Source organism: Sphingobacterium sp. UT-1RO-CII-1 (assembly GCF_026711005.1).
GTDB lineage: Bacteria > Bacteroidota > Bacteroidia > Sphingobacteriales > Sphingobacteriaceae > Sphingobacterium.
Window position 1 is genome coordinate 15,251 of the sequence record NZ_JAPPVJ010000004.1, and the last position, 17,484, is coordinate 32,734.

General features: G+C 36.8%; 15 protein-coding genes. 9 read left to right on the forward strand and 6 right to left on the reverse strand.

Features of this window, described 5'->3' with window-relative positions; all coding sequences use genetic code 11:
- Window positions 1–37: 37 nt before the first annotated feature.
- The 6 genes from gldG to ORI89_RS09905 form a co-directional block, all read right to left on the reverse strand.
- The gene (gene gldG, locus ORI89_RS09880; RefSeq protein WP_268230310.1) at window positions 38–2,443 is read right to left on the reverse strand and encodes a gliding motility-associated ABC transporter substrate-binding protein GldG; all 2,406 of its coding nucleotides are present in this window, start codon (window positions 2,441–2,443) and stop codon (window positions 38–40) included.
- Between the two features lie 104 nt (window positions 2,444–2,547).
- A complete protein-coding gene (locus tag ORI89_RS09885; RefSeq protein ID WP_268230312.1) occupies window positions 2,548–3,129 on the reverse strand; it encodes a hypothetical protein in 582 nt (193 codons plus the stop codon).
- Between the two features lie 56 nt (window positions 3,130–3,185).
- On the reverse strand, window positions 3,186–3,893 hold the full coding sequence (locus tag ORI89_RS09890; protein ID WP_268230313.1) for an ATP-binding cassette domain-containing protein: 708 nt from the start codon (window positions 3,891–3,893) through the stop codon (window positions 3,186–3,188).
- Window positions 3,894–3,910: 17 nt separating this feature from the next.
- Window positions 3,911–4,939: a glycerophosphodiester phosphodiesterase family protein gene (locus ORI89_RS09895; protein WP_268230314.1), complete on the reverse strand. Its 1,029-nt coding sequence runs from the start codon at window positions 4,937–4,939 to the stop codon at window positions 3,911–3,913.
- Window positions 4,923–5,444, reverse strand: a complete 522-nt coding sequence (locus tag ORI89_RS09900; RefSeq protein ID WP_268230315.1) for a shikimate kinase — start codon at window positions 5,442–5,444, stop codon at window positions 4,923–4,925. The genes ORI89_RS09895 and ORI89_RS09900 overlap by 17 nt, the downstream gene beginning before the upstream one ends.
- The gene (locus tag ORI89_RS09905; RefSeq protein WP_268230316.1) at window positions 5,444–6,643 is read right to left on the reverse strand and encodes a BT_3928 family protein; all 1,200 of its coding nucleotides are present in this window, start codon (window positions 6,641–6,643) and stop codon (window positions 5,444–5,446) included. The genes ORI89_RS09900 and ORI89_RS09905 overlap by 1 nt, the downstream gene beginning before the upstream one ends.
- Before the next feature lie 696 nt (window positions 6,644–7,339).
- On the opposite strand from ORI89_RS09905, the gene ORI89_RS09910 reads away from it, so the two are divergent.
- The 9 genes from ORI89_RS09910 to ORI89_RS09950 all read left to right on the forward strand — a co-directional run bounded on the left by ORI89_RS09910 (window position 7,340) and on the right by ORI89_RS09950 (window position 17,474).
- A complete protein-coding gene (locus ORI89_RS09910; protein ID WP_268230317.1) occupies window positions 7,340–8,137 on the forward strand; it encodes a HipA family kinase in 798 nt (265 codons plus the stop codon).
- Window positions 8,115–8,498, forward strand: coding sequence for a DUF3037 domain-containing protein (locus tag ORI89_RS09915; protein WP_268230318.1), 384 nt, complete (start codon window positions 8,115–8,117; stop codon window positions 8,496–8,498). The genes ORI89_RS09910 and ORI89_RS09915 overlap by 23 nt, the downstream gene beginning before the upstream one ends.
- A gap of 69 nt (window positions 8,499–8,567) precedes the next feature.
- The gene (gene epsC / locus ORI89_RS09920) at window positions 8,568–9,377 is read left to right on the forward strand and encodes a serine O-acetyltransferase EpsC (RefSeq protein ID WP_268230319.1); all 810 of its coding nucleotides are present in this window, start codon (window positions 8,568–8,570) and stop codon (window positions 9,375–9,377) included.
- A gap of 20 nt (window positions 9,378–9,397) precedes the next feature.
- Window positions 9,398–10,270: a cysteine synthase CysM gene (gene cysM, locus ORI89_RS09925; RefSeq protein ID WP_268230320.1), complete on the forward strand. Its 873-nt coding sequence runs from the start codon at window positions 9,398–9,400 to the stop codon at window positions 10,268–10,270.
- A gap of 34 nt (window positions 10,271–10,304) precedes the next feature.
- Complete coding sequence (locus ORI89_RS09930; RefSeq protein WP_268230321.1) at window positions 10,305–10,985, forward strand: response regulator transcription factor; 681 nt, start codon at window positions 10,305–10,307, stop codon at window positions 10,983–10,985.
- Window positions 10,982–12,352, forward strand: coding sequence for a HAMP domain-containing sensor histidine kinase (locus ORI89_RS09935; RefSeq protein ID WP_268230322.1), 1,371 nt, complete (start codon window positions 10,982–10,984; stop codon window positions 12,350–12,352). Before ORI89_RS09930 ends, ORI89_RS09935 begins: the two co-directional genes overlap by 4 nt.
- 209 nt (window positions 12,353–12,561) lie before the next feature.
- Window positions 12,562–13,269 (forward strand): MgtC/SapB family protein, encoded by a 708-nt coding sequence (locus ORI89_RS09940; protein WP_268230323.1) that lies wholly within the window; start codon window positions 12,562–12,564, stop codon window positions 13,267–13,269.
- A gap of 34 nt (window positions 13,270–13,303) precedes the next feature.
- The gene (gene mgtA / locus ORI89_RS09945) at window positions 13,304–16,009 is read left to right on the forward strand and encodes a magnesium-translocating P-type ATPase (protein WP_268230324.1); all 2,706 of its coding nucleotides are present in this window, start codon (window positions 13,304–13,306) and stop codon (window positions 16,007–16,009) included.
- Between the two features lie 145 nt (window positions 16,010–16,154).
- On the forward strand, window positions 16,155–17,474 hold the full coding sequence (locus ORI89_RS09950) for a MutS-related protein (RefSeq protein ID WP_268230325.1): 1,320 nt from the start codon (window positions 16,155–16,157) through the stop codon (window positions 17,472–17,474).
- The last annotated feature ends 10 nt before the right edge of the window (window positions 17,475–17,484 follow it).

Sequence of the window (17,484 nt, forward strand, 5' to 3'; positions counted from 1 at the left end):
AATAAAGAAGGTGTCCAAAAAGGGCACCTTCTTTATTTTAGTTTTTTCCAAACTTTCTCCTTCGTACCCTTTGTTGCGCTAATGCAAATAAAGAGAGTAAAATTATGGGGGCTGCCACATTAATAACTTGCCATTTTAATTTGTCATTGCTTATTGCTACTTTATCTAAGAGGCGTAGTTTTACCTCTCTATTTCTGAGTAGGATAAGTTCTTCATCGTTCAGGAGGTAATCAACTAAGTTGTGTAACAATGCTTTGTTTGCGAATTGTTGTTCTGTGTATTTATCCCAGCCCAGCGGGTAGGGAGATTGATCTTTTGTGTTTATTTGATTAATTAGCCAATCGCCATCCCCAAAAACAACCATTTTAGACTGTTTACTGATACCTGTTAGATCTACTGGGGTGTCTATACCAGGAGGAGCTGGACGATTTTCGTATATATATGGGAATTTACCTTCTGCCAGCCAAGCTATAGCACTTGGGTCCGATTGAAATTTTCTAGGATCAGGTGTTTCTTCTACCATTTTTAAGCTAATTGACGAAGGTGTTGATAGTGTTCGGGAAAAAGGAGAAGAACTTAATAGTAAGGTTTTTTCGATTTCGGCATTCTCAATAGTATCTACTGTGCTGATAAATTGAGTTTTTATGCCGTCTAAGTTTTTTAAAATAGGGTTGGTAGAAGTAGGCATTAGTATGGGATAAAAGTACCATGGGACAAGTTCTATTTGAGCTTGATTGCCTATATTACCTATAGTTAGGGGGATTTGACTGCAATTTAGATCAGCTACAATATTGTAGTTGATGCGGAAACCGTACATGAAAAGTTGATCATCTATATTGAGCTGGCGGCCAATCAGAGGTTGACTTCCGTTTTCTTTTAGGTATTCTAAGTTTGCGTCTATCTGGTCAATAGCCCACACAAGACTTCCTCCGTTTCGGACGAAATAATCTATTTTATATTTTTGACTTTCTGAAAATGGTTTTGTGGGTTTTACTATAAATAATATTCGTAACTGTTCAAGAGATTCATAGGTTACAGAATCTAAATTTACTCGGCCTACTTGATTTCCTGCGGGTAGGCTATGCATTGCATCATAAAGTTCTAAGTCTGTGGGTTCGCCATGACCTTCTGTGAAGCCGATGAAATCGACTTCTTTTTTAATAGCTTGGCTAATTGCAGATAAAAGCGCATATTCAAGGTTTTGAATAGAATTGTTTAAAACTTCTTCGGGAGTTATACCTGCTTTTTGTTGTAACAGATTGATTATAATTTCTTGTTGTTCTGTACTTACGACAGCGCTGGGGAAAATTAATTTTTGGGAGAACCCTTGGTTTGTTTTAACACTTAAGTTGGTAGGGTATATACCCCGGTCTATTAGCGCTGCTGTGAACTGCTGTTGCTCATCTTGATTACCTTCAAGCGGATCGAGAATATTCATTGTTAGTTTCCCCTTACTATAGATCTGCATATCGCGAATCATATCTATAGTCGATTGCTTTAAGCGCTCAAAACCGCTCGGAAGTTTGCCGTCGAGGAATAAAGTTATATGTATAGGTTGCTCAAGTTTGTTAAGCGACTGTTTACTCTTGTTAGATAAGGTGAAGCGGCTGTCTTCAGTAAAGTCAACTCTAATAGTCGATAGGTTTGCTACCCATAGATTTAAAACAAAGAAAAGAACGAGTGCTATTGCGTATGTTGTGAAGGTTTGTCGACGAGCTCTAAAACCTTTATTTAAATGTCCTATCGAGAAGAGCAAAAATAAAGCAGAGATTGTGGTAAAATAGATAATGTCGTTTATTAATAGAACACCACGGCTGATACTTTCGTAATGTGTTTGTATTCCGATATATTTTAATGTCGTTTCGACACGTTCTATAGCTGATAACTGACTAAGTTCTTCAAGGCCATAGAAGCCAATAAAGCATAGAAACATGCCGAGTAAAAAGGCTATAATAGTGTTTTTTGTTAGTGTTGAGCAAAAGATACTAATAGCACTAAAGCTGCATACTAAAAATAAGAGACCTAGATAAGATCCCACTGTTGCACCAATGTCTATATTACCTTTTGGATAGGCAATAAAATAAAGAGATACAGCATAAATTATGGAAGGCAGTATGGCAAGAAAGCCGATGCTTATTATGCCGAGATATTTACCTATGATAATATCTTTGATGCTATTCGGTCTACTAAACAGCAGGTCAAACGTGTTTTCAGCTCGTTCTCCCGCAATAGAGCGCATCGAGATAGCTGGAATAAGGAAAATAAGTAAATAGGGGGCTAGCGTAAAGAATCCGTCTAGCGAAGCGTAACCGGCATCGATAATCGAGGTCTCTGGAAATACCCACAAGATAAGTCCTGTAATTAGGAGAAATAGGGCTATCGCTAAGTAACCGATTAAAGAATTGAAATAAGAGGCTACTTCTTTTTTAAATATACTTAACAATGTATTATTTTTTTTGTGCCCCCGAATTTAGGAAAATGATTGTGCTAAAGCAAGAGAGCACCAATGATTAACATGGTGCTCTTTTACTTTAAGGGTAGGTTTATTTATCTTTTTCCTGGTAAATAAATCTGGAATCCAAGACCAATACCTAAACCTGTACTTTTGTCTCCAGCATTAATATTAGCTTTAGAGTAATTGTATCCAAAGGTTGTTTCAAGTGCTACGGATCTAGTAACGAAATGAGCGTAACCTAGATTAATACCAAATGCGAATGATACATCGCTACCTGCATTGGCACCTGCGATACCGATATCACCTTGAGAAAAGAAACGTCCTGTGGAGCTGGCTCCTTCCGGAAAATAATAACGTACGAATGGGGAGATACCGTAGTTCCAAATGTCATCACCGTCTTTAACGGATTGAAAGCCTAAGTTCGTTTGCAAACCTAGTGCTATTCCATCAGATACGAAGTAACCTGCTTTTGGCTGCAAAGCAATACCGAAGGATTTTCCTTCGAAGCTATAGCCAATATTTCCTAATGCTCCTCCTACCATCCAATTCCCTGTTTTGATAGGTTCCATGCCGACATTTTCTGATGTCTGCGGTCTTGTTGCGTCAATTTTCTGTGCTTTTGCTCCCAATGTGAAGGCAGCCAATAGCGAAAATAGTAAAGTAAACTTTTTCATAAGCGGTAGTTATTAATATTTATAACTATAACACTTATGAGTAAAAAGTGTTTGCTTTATTTCGTTAAATTAACAAAAATATTTTCTAGAGATTGTTGCGGGTATAAGGTTTCTTTTTCAGTGATATCAAAATGAGCTTTAAGTTGGCCTTTATTAATAATGATGACTTCATCACAAATAGCTTCAACTTCTTGCATAATATGTGTAGAGATTAAAACTGTTTTCTCTTCTCCTAATTTTTTTATTAATGCCCTTATTTCTAATATTTGATTAGGATCTAGGCCAGAGGTTGGCTCGTCGAGTATGAGCACATCAGGATTGTGTAATATACACATTGCAAGGCCTACTCGTTGTTTGTAACCTTTGGACAATTGGTGTATTTTTTTTGACTGTTCTTCCAGTAAACCAGTTTGTACTATAACTTCTTCTATACGTTCTTTTTTATTTTTTATTTTATGGGTTTGAGCTTCAAAATATAAAATTTCACGTACATACATATCCATATACAGCGGATTGTTTTCAGGTAGATATCCGATTGTTTTTTTTGCTTCTTTGGGGTTCTTTGTTATATCAACTCCATTAATTGTACATGTTCCTGCTGTCGCAGGTAGTAAGCCTGCAAGTATTTTCATAGTTGTTGACTTACCGGCACCATTTGGCCCAAGAAAACCAATTATACAATTTGTCTTGGTTTTAAATTGGATGTTGTCTAAGGCTTTCTGTTTGCCGTATATTTTTGATAGTTGTTCGACGTTGAAGGACATGGTTTATCTGTATGTTATCAATTTATATAGGGAGAGGATAACTTTCTTTTTTTTGTATAATAGTTTAGTGCTTTGCCAGCTTCTATTGGACGGTCTGTACTGAGTATATCAGCTCCGTTTTCTATATATTCGGCATACATCTGTTCGCCTTTTGACTTTGCTTGCCTGTCGAGGTTACCCATCGTTCCAAGAATACACATTATTCCATGTTGGTGAAGGGTGTTTATTAGATTGCTGTCTGCTTGACTACTACCAATAAAAGCGACAAGACGTGTGTCGGGTATATTATAATCATTAAGTCTTACTAAGTCTTTTTCATTTTTTATACTAGCCGAGATCATAAGATCGGGTGCTAGTCTATTTACTTTAGCTGCTTGTGCTGCACTATAAGTTATGATTATACTGTTTGCTTCTGCTTTTTTGTTTCTTATAGCATCTATAACTAAGTTATAAGGTACATTTTTTTTGACATCAAGTGTGAAAATAACTCTTCCCGCACCCCACTCTAGGGCTTGTTCTAGCGTAGGAATTCTATAGCTGGTTGTTTCTCCTTGATTATCTTTTAGTTTTAGCTTTTTTATTGCTTCAAAGCTGTGTTCATTTACTTTTCCTTTCCCTGTACTGGTGCGCTCTAATGTTGCGTCATGCATTAATATTAATATAGAATCCTTGGTCATATTAATATCGCACTCGATAATTACAGGCATTTTTTTTGCAATATGTTGAAATGTTTCAATCGCATTTTCTGGATAATTCGAGGCTGGTCCACCACGGTGAGCACTTATAAGTGGTACCCTGTTTTCGGAATAGGTTAAGAACTGGTATAAATCCTCGACTGATTTTAAGTTAAAGTTAGCGTCGGATATGTTCTTTTGAATGAACTCTCCGTTTTGGTTAGCTCTAAAACAGCTAGTTAAGCTGAGTGTCGTGATACCAAATAGGAATGCTTTTACAAGTATTAAACAGATGGAAGAATTTTTTCTTTTGCATGGCGTATGAGGTATGCTGTTATTCCGAATGAAAAAAGACTTAAATAGTTTCAGCATGTACTTTTATAATTTGATGAATACTTTCCACGTTACTATTAAGTTGGTCTATTGCTATATGGGCACGTTTGTAGTAGGGTTCTCTTTCAGCAAGTTTAGTTTCTATGAAATGGAGTAACTTGTCTCCGGTTAATCCTTTCAAGGCCGGTCTGCTTGAGATGTTAGACTGTTGTAGCCTAGCGTGTAATGCTTTAGGGGATAGTTGTAAATAAACCGCTATACCATTATCTCTAATCCAGTCCATATTGTCAAAATAGCAGGGGCTCCCACCACCTGTAGAGACTACTGTATTTGTTTCGGACATTTCCCGAAGCACATGTTGTTCAAACTCTCGAAATTTATCTTCTCCATATTGTTGAAAGTAATCGGGGATGGACATGCCAATTTTCTCAACAATAACTTGATCCATGTCGATGAATTTTCTATCTAAGCGTTTGGCTAGTTTTTTGCCGAGAGTGGTTTTCCCACTTCCCATAAATCCGATTAAAAAAATAGGCTTTTCCATTATTTACTGAAAAAATCTTTCTCTAATTCTTCCTTTGAAGGGAAGGTTAATTTTGACCATTTTTTTTCTATTACGCCATTACGCATTAAAAGAATACCAGGGTTAGAACGGACCATACTTTTTAGTGGTATTGCATCAGCATAAAAAGTTTCTAATACTAAATCCATTTCGTCGTCCAAACGGCTTGCTGTTTGGGAAGAGCTAGCTGTAAGTAGAGTTGCCCTTAAATTGTAATCAGTAGCAAGGTCACGTATTGTTGTGTTTATACGATCGAGAGCAATTATGTCTGCTGTATTTAGTTTATCTGCATATGTACTTACAACTACAAAGTTATAATAAGGGTTTGTGATAATTTCTTGTGTTACATCATTTCCTTCGGCATCAGATATTAATAAATCTGGGATAGGGATCTCGTAACCTTTCTTTATCAATCTTGAACTGGGCTCTCCTTGTATTTCCCAATTATCATCCTCCCATATACCGTCCATATACTCTTTGTCTGTTACTTTTTTACTTTCACCGTTTGTCTTATTCTTAATAGTGTATATATATTCATAAACATCACTTTCCTCACCTTCTGGTAAAACCATAAGTTGGGGTATATTATTGCCTTCTTTGTAGGGTAGGAAGTCAATAAAGGGTAAAAACATAAAAGTGTATATGCCTATTCCAAAGGATAAAATAATAGTTAGGGCTGAAATGAATTTTTTCAAACCTCCATTAGGAATAATCGGTGTAATTCGGTCTCTATATATAAAAATTATTAAAATGAAAGCCAGTAGTATGATGTCTTTCCCGAATGACTGCCATGGGGTTAGAGGTATGGCATCTCCAAAACAGCCACAAGAAGTAACTACTTCGAAAAATGCGGAGTAGAATGTTAAAAAAGTGAAAAAGATAATTAACAATAGTAAACCCCATGCAACTTTCTGGCGAGCAAAGCCCAAGAGTAAAAAAGCGCCTAACAAGATTTCGAAACCGCATATGAAGATCGCAATCCAAGCACTGTAATCGTTTAGAAAATTTAGGTGGAAAACTTGAAAATACTCTTCGAGCTTGTAACCAAAACCGGTAGGATCATTTGCTTTGATAAAACCTGAAAATATAAATAAAGAGCCCACGAATAGGCGACTAATGCCTAGTATTATATCTATAGTACTTGTTTTTTTACTGCGTGTAGGGTTGAAGTCTGTTTCCATGTTTTTATTTTTGAACGGCTTATCCTACTTTAAATTATGCAGAAAAGACATAATTTAAAGTGTGTTGTATGTATGTCAATATATTCTTTGGTAATAACGTACCTTTTTTTTAAAAAAATCATCTGGTTCTGCTTTTCTCCTTATTCATGCTATAATATAGGCTTGATTTATGCCTGACGAAGGAAATGTGATATGCCAGATTGTGCCATGTTTTTCTGTTTTTTAAAAATAAATTTTTATGATAAGAAATTACATTGTTGTACTCTATAATGATGTTCATTTACTGATTTGATTCATTATAGTGACTTTGACAAATATAATGAGAATATGTTATTTAGTTAAATAGAGAACTGGGACAATTGTTTTAATTTACTTAGATATTATAGTAAAGATTTTTTGTTGTTTACTTAGACGGCAAACGTTGTGATTTTTAATAGGTGATCCATTAATCATTATGGTTTAAGATAATTCTAAGTCGATTTTATGCACGGTTAATGAAATTTTAGCATTAATTTTAAATACGTATAAAAGAATACTTTATTTCAATGCAAGTACTTATTCTCGTATTTTTTTATAAACAGGATAAAAATGAATGACGATGGAATTGCATTTATTAGTTTTGAGGTGAGGTATTGCGTTTGCAACTGTATTTTACGGAAAAATGAACGTGTTAGATCGTGATATAAAAAATTAAGTATGAAAGTGTTTAAACCTGAGATTCGGGATGTGCATGTAACCCGATATATTCAGCCTTTTAGAGAAGGAGGGTCATTGCCCGGATTAATCGATGCCGATGACGGCTTTAGTTATGTTTTAAAGTTTAGGGGGGCCGGACAGGGGAAAAAAGCATTAATTGCAGAGCTTATTGGTGGTGAGTTGGCACGTTTTTTAGATTTGAGAATGCCTGAAATGGTGTTCGCAGAGCTTGATGAGTCTTTTGCTAGGACCGAACCTGACGAAGAGATACAAGATTTATTGCGATTTTCGGTCGGGAAAAATTTAGCAGTTCATTTTTTAAACGGTGCGATAACTTTTGATGCAAATGTGGATGAGGTTTCGGCAAATGAAGCTTCTAAAATAGTATGGTTTGATGCGTTGATGATGAATGTTGACCGTACCGTGCGGAATACAAATATGTTGATATGGAAAAATGAACTTTGGTTAATTGATCATGGAGCCTCTTTGTATTTTCATCACGCGTGGGACAACTGGGAAGAGCAAGCCGCAAAACCATTCATTCAGATAAAAGATCATGTTTTATTGTCCTATGCGACAACTGTACGAGAGGTGGACGATATGTATAGAAAAGTATTTACGGAGGAAAATATTAGAAATGTTCTTTCCATTATTCCGGATGAATGGTTGATTGAAGAAGGAAGGGATTTGAATGCAGATGAGGTGCGCGATGTATATGCTGCTTTTTTAATGACAAGATTGGCAAATTCGGATAAATTTATAAGACAGATAGAACATGAGCGAGAGAACCGTATATGAGTATGCTGTGGTACGAGTCGTACCTCGTGTGGAGCGTGAAGAGTTTATAAATGTCGGTGTAGCATTGTATTGTAGAAATCAAAAGTTTGCGGGCTTTAAATATTTTTTAGATGAAGCAAAATGTAAGTCAATTGATCCGACTATAGACTTGAAGTTGATTGAAAGGCATTTAGATTCATTTTATCGCATTTGTATAGGAGATAAATCGGGTGGTAAGTTGGCAACATTAGACCAAGCAGAGCGGTTTAGGTGGTTAACGGCTAAACGTAGCACTATAATCCAATGCTCGCTTGTTCATCCAGGCAGTTGTATTTCTGCTGAAGCCACCTTGAATGAGTTATTTGAAAAATTAGTCTTATAGAAATGTTAGATTTTTTAATGCTTATCTTACCTTTGGTTGTCAAAAGCCCATTTAATTGGTTTTAAAGCTATGAGAAATTTTTATCTACATATATATCAAAAACAACAAGAGATGCAGGATATGCCTAGTAATAAGCGAATTGCATCTTGGGCGATGGGAGTAATACATTTGTTGTTTCCGGAACGTGCTGCTTTAGGTTTTCCCAATGTAGAGGCTGTTCAGCATGCATTTGAAGAAGCAGAAGCAGAACTTTTAGAGCTATTGTTAAAAACGAAGGCTTGTTCACATTGTGATAATCATCGTGTCTCTAAAGAGTTCTTTATGGATTTACCTAAAATTTATGAGACCATGCATACCGACGCACAGGCTATCATGAATGGTGATCCAGCAGCAAGAAGTCTGCGAGAAGTTATTCGGACTTACCCTGGTTTTATGGCAATTTGTGTTTATCGAATGGCACATCAGCTTTGGAAGGCAGGAATTCCTCTAATACCGCGTATTCTTACGGAATATGCGCACTCTAAGACAGGTATCGATATACATCCCGGTGCTCGTATTGGTGAGTACTTATATATAGATCATGGTACAGGCTTAGTTATAGGTGAAACTTGTATTATAGGCGATCATGTTAAGCTTTATCAGGGGGTAACTTTAGGAGCTCTTAGTGTGGAGAAAAGTATGACTGATACTCAGCGGCATCCTATTATCGAGGATCACGTTATTATTTATGCTGGGGCTACTATTCTTGGCGGAAAAACAGTGATAGGCCATCATTCGGTTATTGGTGGTAACGTTTGGTTAACTTCTAGTATTGAGCCCTATACTACGGTTTACCATCAGCCTAATTCTAAATTCGTTTATGCAGAAGGTGATAGTTAATTTTAATTATATATATACAAATGAATAAGTTGATCGACACTATTGGTAATACTCCGCTTGTTGAGATTACTAGTTTTCATGATAATCCCAATGTACGTATTTTTGCAAAACTAGAGGGGAATAATCCCGCGGGATCCGTGAAGGATAGGGCTGCACTTAATATGATCCGTTCGGCTTTAGACCGAGGTGAAATAACCAAAGAAACTAAGCTTATTGAAGCTACCTCAGGCAATACAGGGATTGCTCTAGCGATGATTGCTTGTCTATATGGTTTAAATTTAGAGTTAGTTATGCCGAGTTCTTCAACAAGAGAGCGGACTTTAACCATGGAAGCCTATGGAGCTAAAGTAACCTTATTGGAGTCGATGGAGATTTGTCGTGATTATGCCGAAGAGAAGGCTGCTACAGGAGAGTATTTTATTCTAAATCAATTTGCTAATCCTGATAATTATTTAGCCCATTTAAAAACAACTGGGCCAGAGATTTGGCAAGACACTAACGGAACGATCACGCACTTTGTGAGCGCTATGGGAACAACGGGGACTATTATGGGCTGCTCGATGTATTTAAAAGAACAGAATCCAGATGTACAAATAGTCGGATGTCAGCCTACTGAAGAATCTTCAATACCGGGGATTAGACGTTGGCCAACGGCTTATTTGCCTAAAATTTTTGATGCTTCACGTGTAGACCGTGTTATTGATGTTTCTCAAGCTGATGCTACCGAGAAGGCACGTTTGTTGGTAAAACAGGAAGGTTTGTTTTCGGGGATGAGTACGGGGGGCGCTTTCCATGCAGCTTTAGAAGTGGCAAAAGATTTGGATGAGGGAGTTATTGTATTCATTGCTTGTGATCGTGGAGACAGATACCTGAGTTCTGATCTGTTTGGGTAGCTCAACGTTGGCTGTATACTAAAAGTAGTTAATTATGAGGATATTGCTGGTCGAAGATGAAGTGCGTATGGCCGAGATGATAAAGAGGGGGCTGGAGGAGTACGATTTTGAGGTCTTAGTGGCTTTTGATGGAGAGATGGGGAAAAAGATGGCTTTGTCAATGATGCCTGATTTAATCATTATGGACCTTATATTACCTAAAATAAACGGACTGGATCTCTGCAAAGAAATTAAAGCTACTATGCCAGAGTTGCCTATTATTATGCTGACAGCTTTAGGCACTACTGACGATAAGGTGGAAGGTTTTGATGCAGGTGCAAATGATTATTTAGTAAAACCTTTTGATTTTCGTGAACTTCATGTTAGGATCCGGGCGTTGTTGCAGCGCAATTCACAAAATACAAGCCAGATGGGGTATGTGTTGCGAATTGCCGATCTAGAGATGAATGTACAAACCAAAGTGGTAAAACGTGCCGATCAAATTATTGATTTAACTCCTAAAGAGTTTCGACTTTTGGAGTATTTTCTCCGTAATCAATCTCGGGTGCTTTCAAGAGCGGAGATTGGAGAAAAAGTCTGGGATACCACATTTGATACGGGGACTAATTTTATAGATGTATACATAAATTATTTACGTAAGAAAATTGATAGAAACTTTTCGGTTCCTTTAATTCATACGAAATCAGGCATGGGCTTTATATTGACAGATCAATGAAAATCAGAATAAAGCTGGTGCTCTTATTTACAACGCTTTTTGTGTTGTTTATGGTGGTTTTTGCTGTTCATATTTATTATTCTGCGGCCTTGGATCGGGAACGGAATTATTATGATCACCTAAAACGAGAAGCTATCACTAAAGCCAATCTTTTATTAGGAGCAAAAGTACCAGAAGAAACTCTCCAGGTTATATATAAGAATGCAGAAAATATGCTATATGAGGAGGAAGTAGCTATATATGATACTTTCTTTAATTTGGTGTATCATGATGCTGTGGAGATTGATAAAGTGAAAGAAACCAGCTCCATGATTGAGGAGATAAAGGAGAAGAGGGAGATACGATTTTCGGAAGGGAAGATGCAGGTTATAGGTTTATCTTATCTTTTTGAAGGTCAAGAGTATGTTCTGACGGCCGCTGCAGTCGATAATGCTGGTTTTGTCGCTTTACAGCACCTTTCTTATACTTTAGGACTGTCTCTTGTTTTGATTTTAGTTTTAAGTGCCATAGCCGGATATTATTTTGCAGGAAGTGCTGTTAGACCTGTCGAAGATATTGTTAAGAATGTTGCTAAGATTACGGCTACGAGTTTGGACAAACGGATACCTATTAAAAATAAATATGATGAGATTGGGGAGCTAGCCATTACATTTAATGATATGTTGGATCGTCTGGAGACATCTTTTCAATCGCAACGTAATTTTGTTAGTAATATATCGCACGAGCTGCGTACACCTTTAGCAATTTTGGTCGGTGAATTGGAGCTGGCATTAAATAAAGCAAGAGATCCTTTAGCCGATCAAAAAGTGATTGAGACTGCTTTGCTTGATGCGCGTAAACTTGTGAAATTATCGAATGATCTGTTGGATTTTGCTAAGGCCAACTATGATCAAACGGAGATCGCAAAAAAAGTAATTCGGGTAGATGAGGTGTTACTTGATGCACGCGATGCGGTTTTAAAAGCCAGTGCTGATTATAAAGTTGAATTGTCATTCGATCACCTCATGGACGATGATGTTAGTTTTTCAATGTTGGGTAATGAGTATTTGTTGCGTGTGGCATTTTTCAATTTGATAGAAAATGCCTGTAAGTTCTCAAATGATTGTACCTGTAATGTTCATATAATACCGAAAAACACGGAACTATTAATACAATTTAAGGATAGAGGAGTAGGAATAGCAGAAGGGGATATGCCTTATATTTTTAAAGAGTTTTACCGTGGTAGTCAAAAACAATATGTTTGGGGAACGGGAATAGGCTTATCACTTACTAAGAAAATTGTAGACCTTCATGGTGGACAGATTACCGTTATTTCCACTGTAGAAAAAGGGACAATTTTCTCATTACTACTACCTAGTACGTCTTAAAGACGTTTATATTTTTCCTTTCTAATAACTTTCTAATATTTTTCTATATCGCCTCTAACTGAGGTTATGTACCACTGTTTATACTTTTGCATAACTTTTAACTGTCTCGTATGTTAGATAGCTGAGTGAAAAAGTTATAGAAGGTTTTATAAGAGTTATGTAGTCTTAATTTTCACTGCTTAACTCACAAAAGAAAGGGGGGTATCAGTATGCAATCAATTACTTTAACAGATTTTATTCTTAGACTTACTATTGCATTCCTGTTGGGGGCTATAGTGGGAGCAGAGCGTCAATGGCGGCAACGTATGGCGGGGCTTCGGACCAATATTTTGGTGGCACTTGGAGCTACTCTTTTTGTTACAATTGGTGTAAGCCTGGGGGATCAAGCGACGGGGCGCGTAGTGTCTTATGTAGTCAGTGGTATTGGTTTTTTGGGAGCGGGTGTTATCATGAAGGATGGTGTTAATATTCGAGGGTTAAATACTGCCGCTACGTTATGGTGTTCGGCATCTGTAGGAGCTTTATGTGGTAATGGGTTCTTAATTGAGGCTGTCATTGCTACTCTCTTCATTTTATTTACACATGTCTTAATGCGTCCCGTAGGTAATAAACTAGGTAATCTTCCTATCCGTAAAGATGAGGATATTGAATATTTATTAGTGGTAAAATGTATGCAAGAGGTAGAGAATCATGTAAGGGTTTTATTGTTGCAATCTATCGCTAATGACCATCGTTTAATTCTTTGTGGGTTGTCAAGCACAGATGATGGAAGTCCTGCGCGGGCGCATATTACTGCTGAAATTTTGGCTGATGTTAATCAAGATTTGGTAATGGAACAAATTGCAAGTCGATTAACTATTGAGCAGCAGGTCTATGAGGTAAAGTGGAACAAACGTAATAATGATAATGATCTTTAGGGTTTACAGATTGGAAATTTAAAAAAGCTGAATCATGAATAATGCAAAAAATAATAAAAGAGCAAAACGCATGTATCAAGCCGGTACAGGGATGTATGAAGAATCGGTGTTGAAGTTGAAGAATGCAAGTGGGAGAGATGAAGGGTTTTTCTTTGCCATGATGAATAGTAGCGCTGAAGGATTGCATGCAAATGAGGTGGAAGATCGTTTACAACGTTATGGTGCTAATGAAGTGCATCATGAAAAAGCACCGTCATGGTTAAGGCAATTGTTAATGTCATTTGTAGACCCCTTTATTGGTATTTTACTGGTTATTGCGATTGTCTCTTTTATTATCGATGTGCTGTATGCTATTCCAGAAGAACGTGATTATAAAACTGTAATCATGGTGCTTATTATGGTTTTAATAAGTTCTATGTTACGTTTTATTCAAGAGTTTAGGAGTAATAGGGCCGCTGAGAAACTGAAAGGTATGGTCAGTACGAAAGCGAATGTTTTCCGGGGAGCTGAGGGGCGTATTGAAGTGGATATCCATGATTTGGTACCAGGGGATATTATTTGGCTGTCGGCAGGTGATATGGTTCCGGCAGACTGTCGTATCTTTCAATCTAAAGATTTGTTTGTCAGTCATTCCATGTTAACCGGTGAGTCCTTGCCGGTAGAAAAGAGACCATTTGTAGTTCAAGATGTAGATAGCAAGCCTGTTTTGGAGTTGGATAATATTTGCTTTATGGGAACTGATATTGTGAGTGGTACGGCAAAAGCACTTGTTATTGCTACGGGCGATCATACTTATTTTGGCTCGCTTAGTAAGTCTATTGTTGGAAAAAGAACCGAAACAAGCTTTGATAAAGGTGTAAATAAAGTCAGCTATCTCTTGATTAAGTTTATGCTATTTATGGTGCCTATGGTTTTTATAATAAACGGTGTGACCAAAGGTGATTGGTTAGAGGCTTTGCTTTTTGCTATTGCGGTTGCGGTGGGATTAACACCTGAAATGTTACCTATGATTGTGACGGGCAATTTGGCTAAAGGAGCCCTAAATATGAGCAAGCGTAAAGTGATCGTAAAACATTTAAATGCAATTCAAAATATTGGAGCTATGGATGTTTTATGTACAGACAAGACCGGTACACTGACTTTGGATAAAATCGTGCTTGAACGACACTTAAATGTATACGGTTTGGATGATGATGAAGTTTTAAAATGGGCTTACTTAAATAGTTATCATCAGACGGGCTTAAAAAACTTGATGGATGAAGCTGTGTTGAACCACGCAGAGGAAGTACATGATTATCTACAAGCCGAAGAACAATTTATTAAGGTAGATGAGATTCCGTTCGATTTTGAGCGTCGTCGAATGTCCGTCGTTTTAAAGAATACAGCCGGTAAACACGTACTTATTTGTAAAGGGGCTGTCGAAGAAATGCTCGAGTTGTGTACACATACTTTTGACCCAGGTGAAAACCGTAGCTTGCATATGGAGCAGGATGAAGTCGTACCAATGAGTGAATCTATGAGGAGCCATGTCTTACGATATTGTGAAAAGCTAAATAAAGAGGGACTTCGTGTACTATTGGTTGCTATACGTGAGTTTGATCAGACACATCCTTTGACATATTCTGTGGCAGATGAAAGTCAATTGGTTTTAACAGGTTTTATAGGTTTTCTTGATCCTGCTAAGCCTTCTGCCGAGCCAAGTATAGCTGCTTTACAAAAATTAGGGGTACAGGTTAAAGTATTGACAGGTGATAACGATATGGTAGCCCGTAAAATTTGTAAAGATATTGGTATTCCTCATGATTCTATCTTGTTAGGTCAGGAGGTGGAGAGTATGACAGATGAGGTCCTGAAAGCAAAAGTATGTGAAGTTTCTCTTTTTGCTAAGCTTAATCCATTACAGAAGGTAAAGGTTGTACAAGCGCTCAAGGCGAATGGGCATACGGTAGGCTTTATGGGAGATGGTATTAATGATGCTGCGGCATTAAGGGAGGCAGATGTTGGCATCAGTGTGGATACAGCAGTAGATATATCGAAAGAAAGTGCGGATATTATATTATTGGAGAAAGATTTAATGGTGCTCAGAAAAGGAGTGATTTACGGGCGTCGAACTTTCGGTAATATTATTAAGTATATAAAGATGACGGTGAGCAGTAATTACGGTAATATGTTTAGTGTTCTAGGAGCCAGTGCTTTTTTGCCTTTTCTACCAATGCTACCCGTACAGTTATTAGCGCAAAACTTATTGTACGATATATCTCAGACAACTATTCCTTGGGACAAGATGGATGCCGAGTTTATAGAAAAACCTAAAACTTGGGACGCTTCAAGTATTCAGCGTTTTATGTTGTATATCGGTCCTATAAGCTCAATATTTGACTTCGTTACTTTTGCTGTTATGTTTTATGTTTTTAAGGCAAATTTACCAGAGCATCAGTCGTTGTTTCAAACAGGTTGGTTTGTTGAAGGGTTATTATCGCAAACTTTAATTATTCATATGATCCGGACTAAAAAGATTCCTTTTATTCAAAGCTGGGCCTCTGCTCCAGTCGTGGCGTCGACATCGTTGGTTATATTAATAGGGATGATAATACCATTTACTCCCGTAGCAGCTTCGCTTTATATGGAGCCTCTACCACTCAGTTATTTTCCATGGTTGATTGGGATTTTGACAGCTTATTGTCTATTGACACAGTTGGTTAAAAACTGGTATATCAAGAAGTTTAACGATTGGTTGTAAGAAATATTGTTTCAGTTTGTTTAATTTGAGGAAACGCCATGTAGGCGTTTCTTTTTTTATTACGGTTATTGTTTTTAATTTAATGTTGGTGTTATATTCGTTTAAAAAAATCATATATTGAGTTTTAATTTGTTATACCCTTGTTATGTTCATTATTGATAAGCAAACTTTATCTGATCTCAATCTTTTAGGTGCAACGGGTATAGTCAGTTATTTTGATTATGCAATAAGTAGGGGTGGACAAGATCGGTTGTATGGTTATTTTGGTACTGCATTAAAAAGTGTCGATAAAATAAGGGCACGTCAGAAAGTTATACAATTTTTGGCAGCAGAACCAGTTGACTATTTATTTGATAAATACGTTTTATTTGATCTTGATGCTTATCTGAATATGAGTGGTGAACCGATAGATAAAAATATGGTTTTATCAATTGCAGATTATGTAGAGAGCTGTTTTAATTTACGAAGGAAGCGCGAACTGTATTTTGTAAAACGTCCGGTATGTGAATTAGCCACACATATTATAGCGCTTAAAAGGTTTTTTAATTCAGATAAGCCTTTGTTTGAAGAGGTTTTTTTTGACTTGAAATGTGATTTTCTATCTTTAGTAGAAGGACTTAATAGTTCGGAACTCGAACGGTTAACGAAAAGTAAAGTGTCGAGTAGACTGGTGCATAAGTATGATTTTCTTTTTAGAGCGGTTTTTCGTCAATCTATGCGTAAGCTTATTTATTTAACTTATGATTTAGATGCTTTAAATGCTGTCGCAAAAGGGTATAAGTTAATGGGATTTACCTTTCCGTACTTTTTTCCAACAATGGATAATACAAAAATGTTATCTATAACACAGTTTTATCATCCGGTTTTGTCTCAGCCTATTAAAAATGATATCTGTATTGACCAAGACAAATCGCTTGTTTTTTTAACGGGTGCAAACATGAATGGTAAATCAACCCTATTACGTAGTGTTGGAATATGTATATATTTAGCACATATGGGATTCCCTGTTCCGGCTGAACATATGGAAACACGCCTGTTTGATGGCCTGTTGAGTAGTATTAATTTAGGGGATAGTGTACAAGAGGGATATAGTCATTTTTTTAATGAGGTAAACCGTATTAAGTTTATTTGCGATACTTTGTCAAAGAATAATAATATGGCTATTATTCTGGATGAACTTTTCAAGGGAACTAATTATCAAGATGCTTGCGAGGCAACCAATGAGTTGATTTATAATTTGCAGGGATTAAATGAGTCTATCTTTTTTATATCTTCCCATATTACCGAAGTGGCAGATACTTTTCAACATGCGAAACATATAGATTTTAAATACATGTATACCAGTATTGAGGAAGATGCGGTAGAGATATCTTATAAATTAAAAGACGGTGTAGCCCGTGAAAAATTAGGGATGTGGCTACTACATAAAAATAAGACTTTTGATAGTTTAAGAACGAAAAACTAAGTACCTCTAT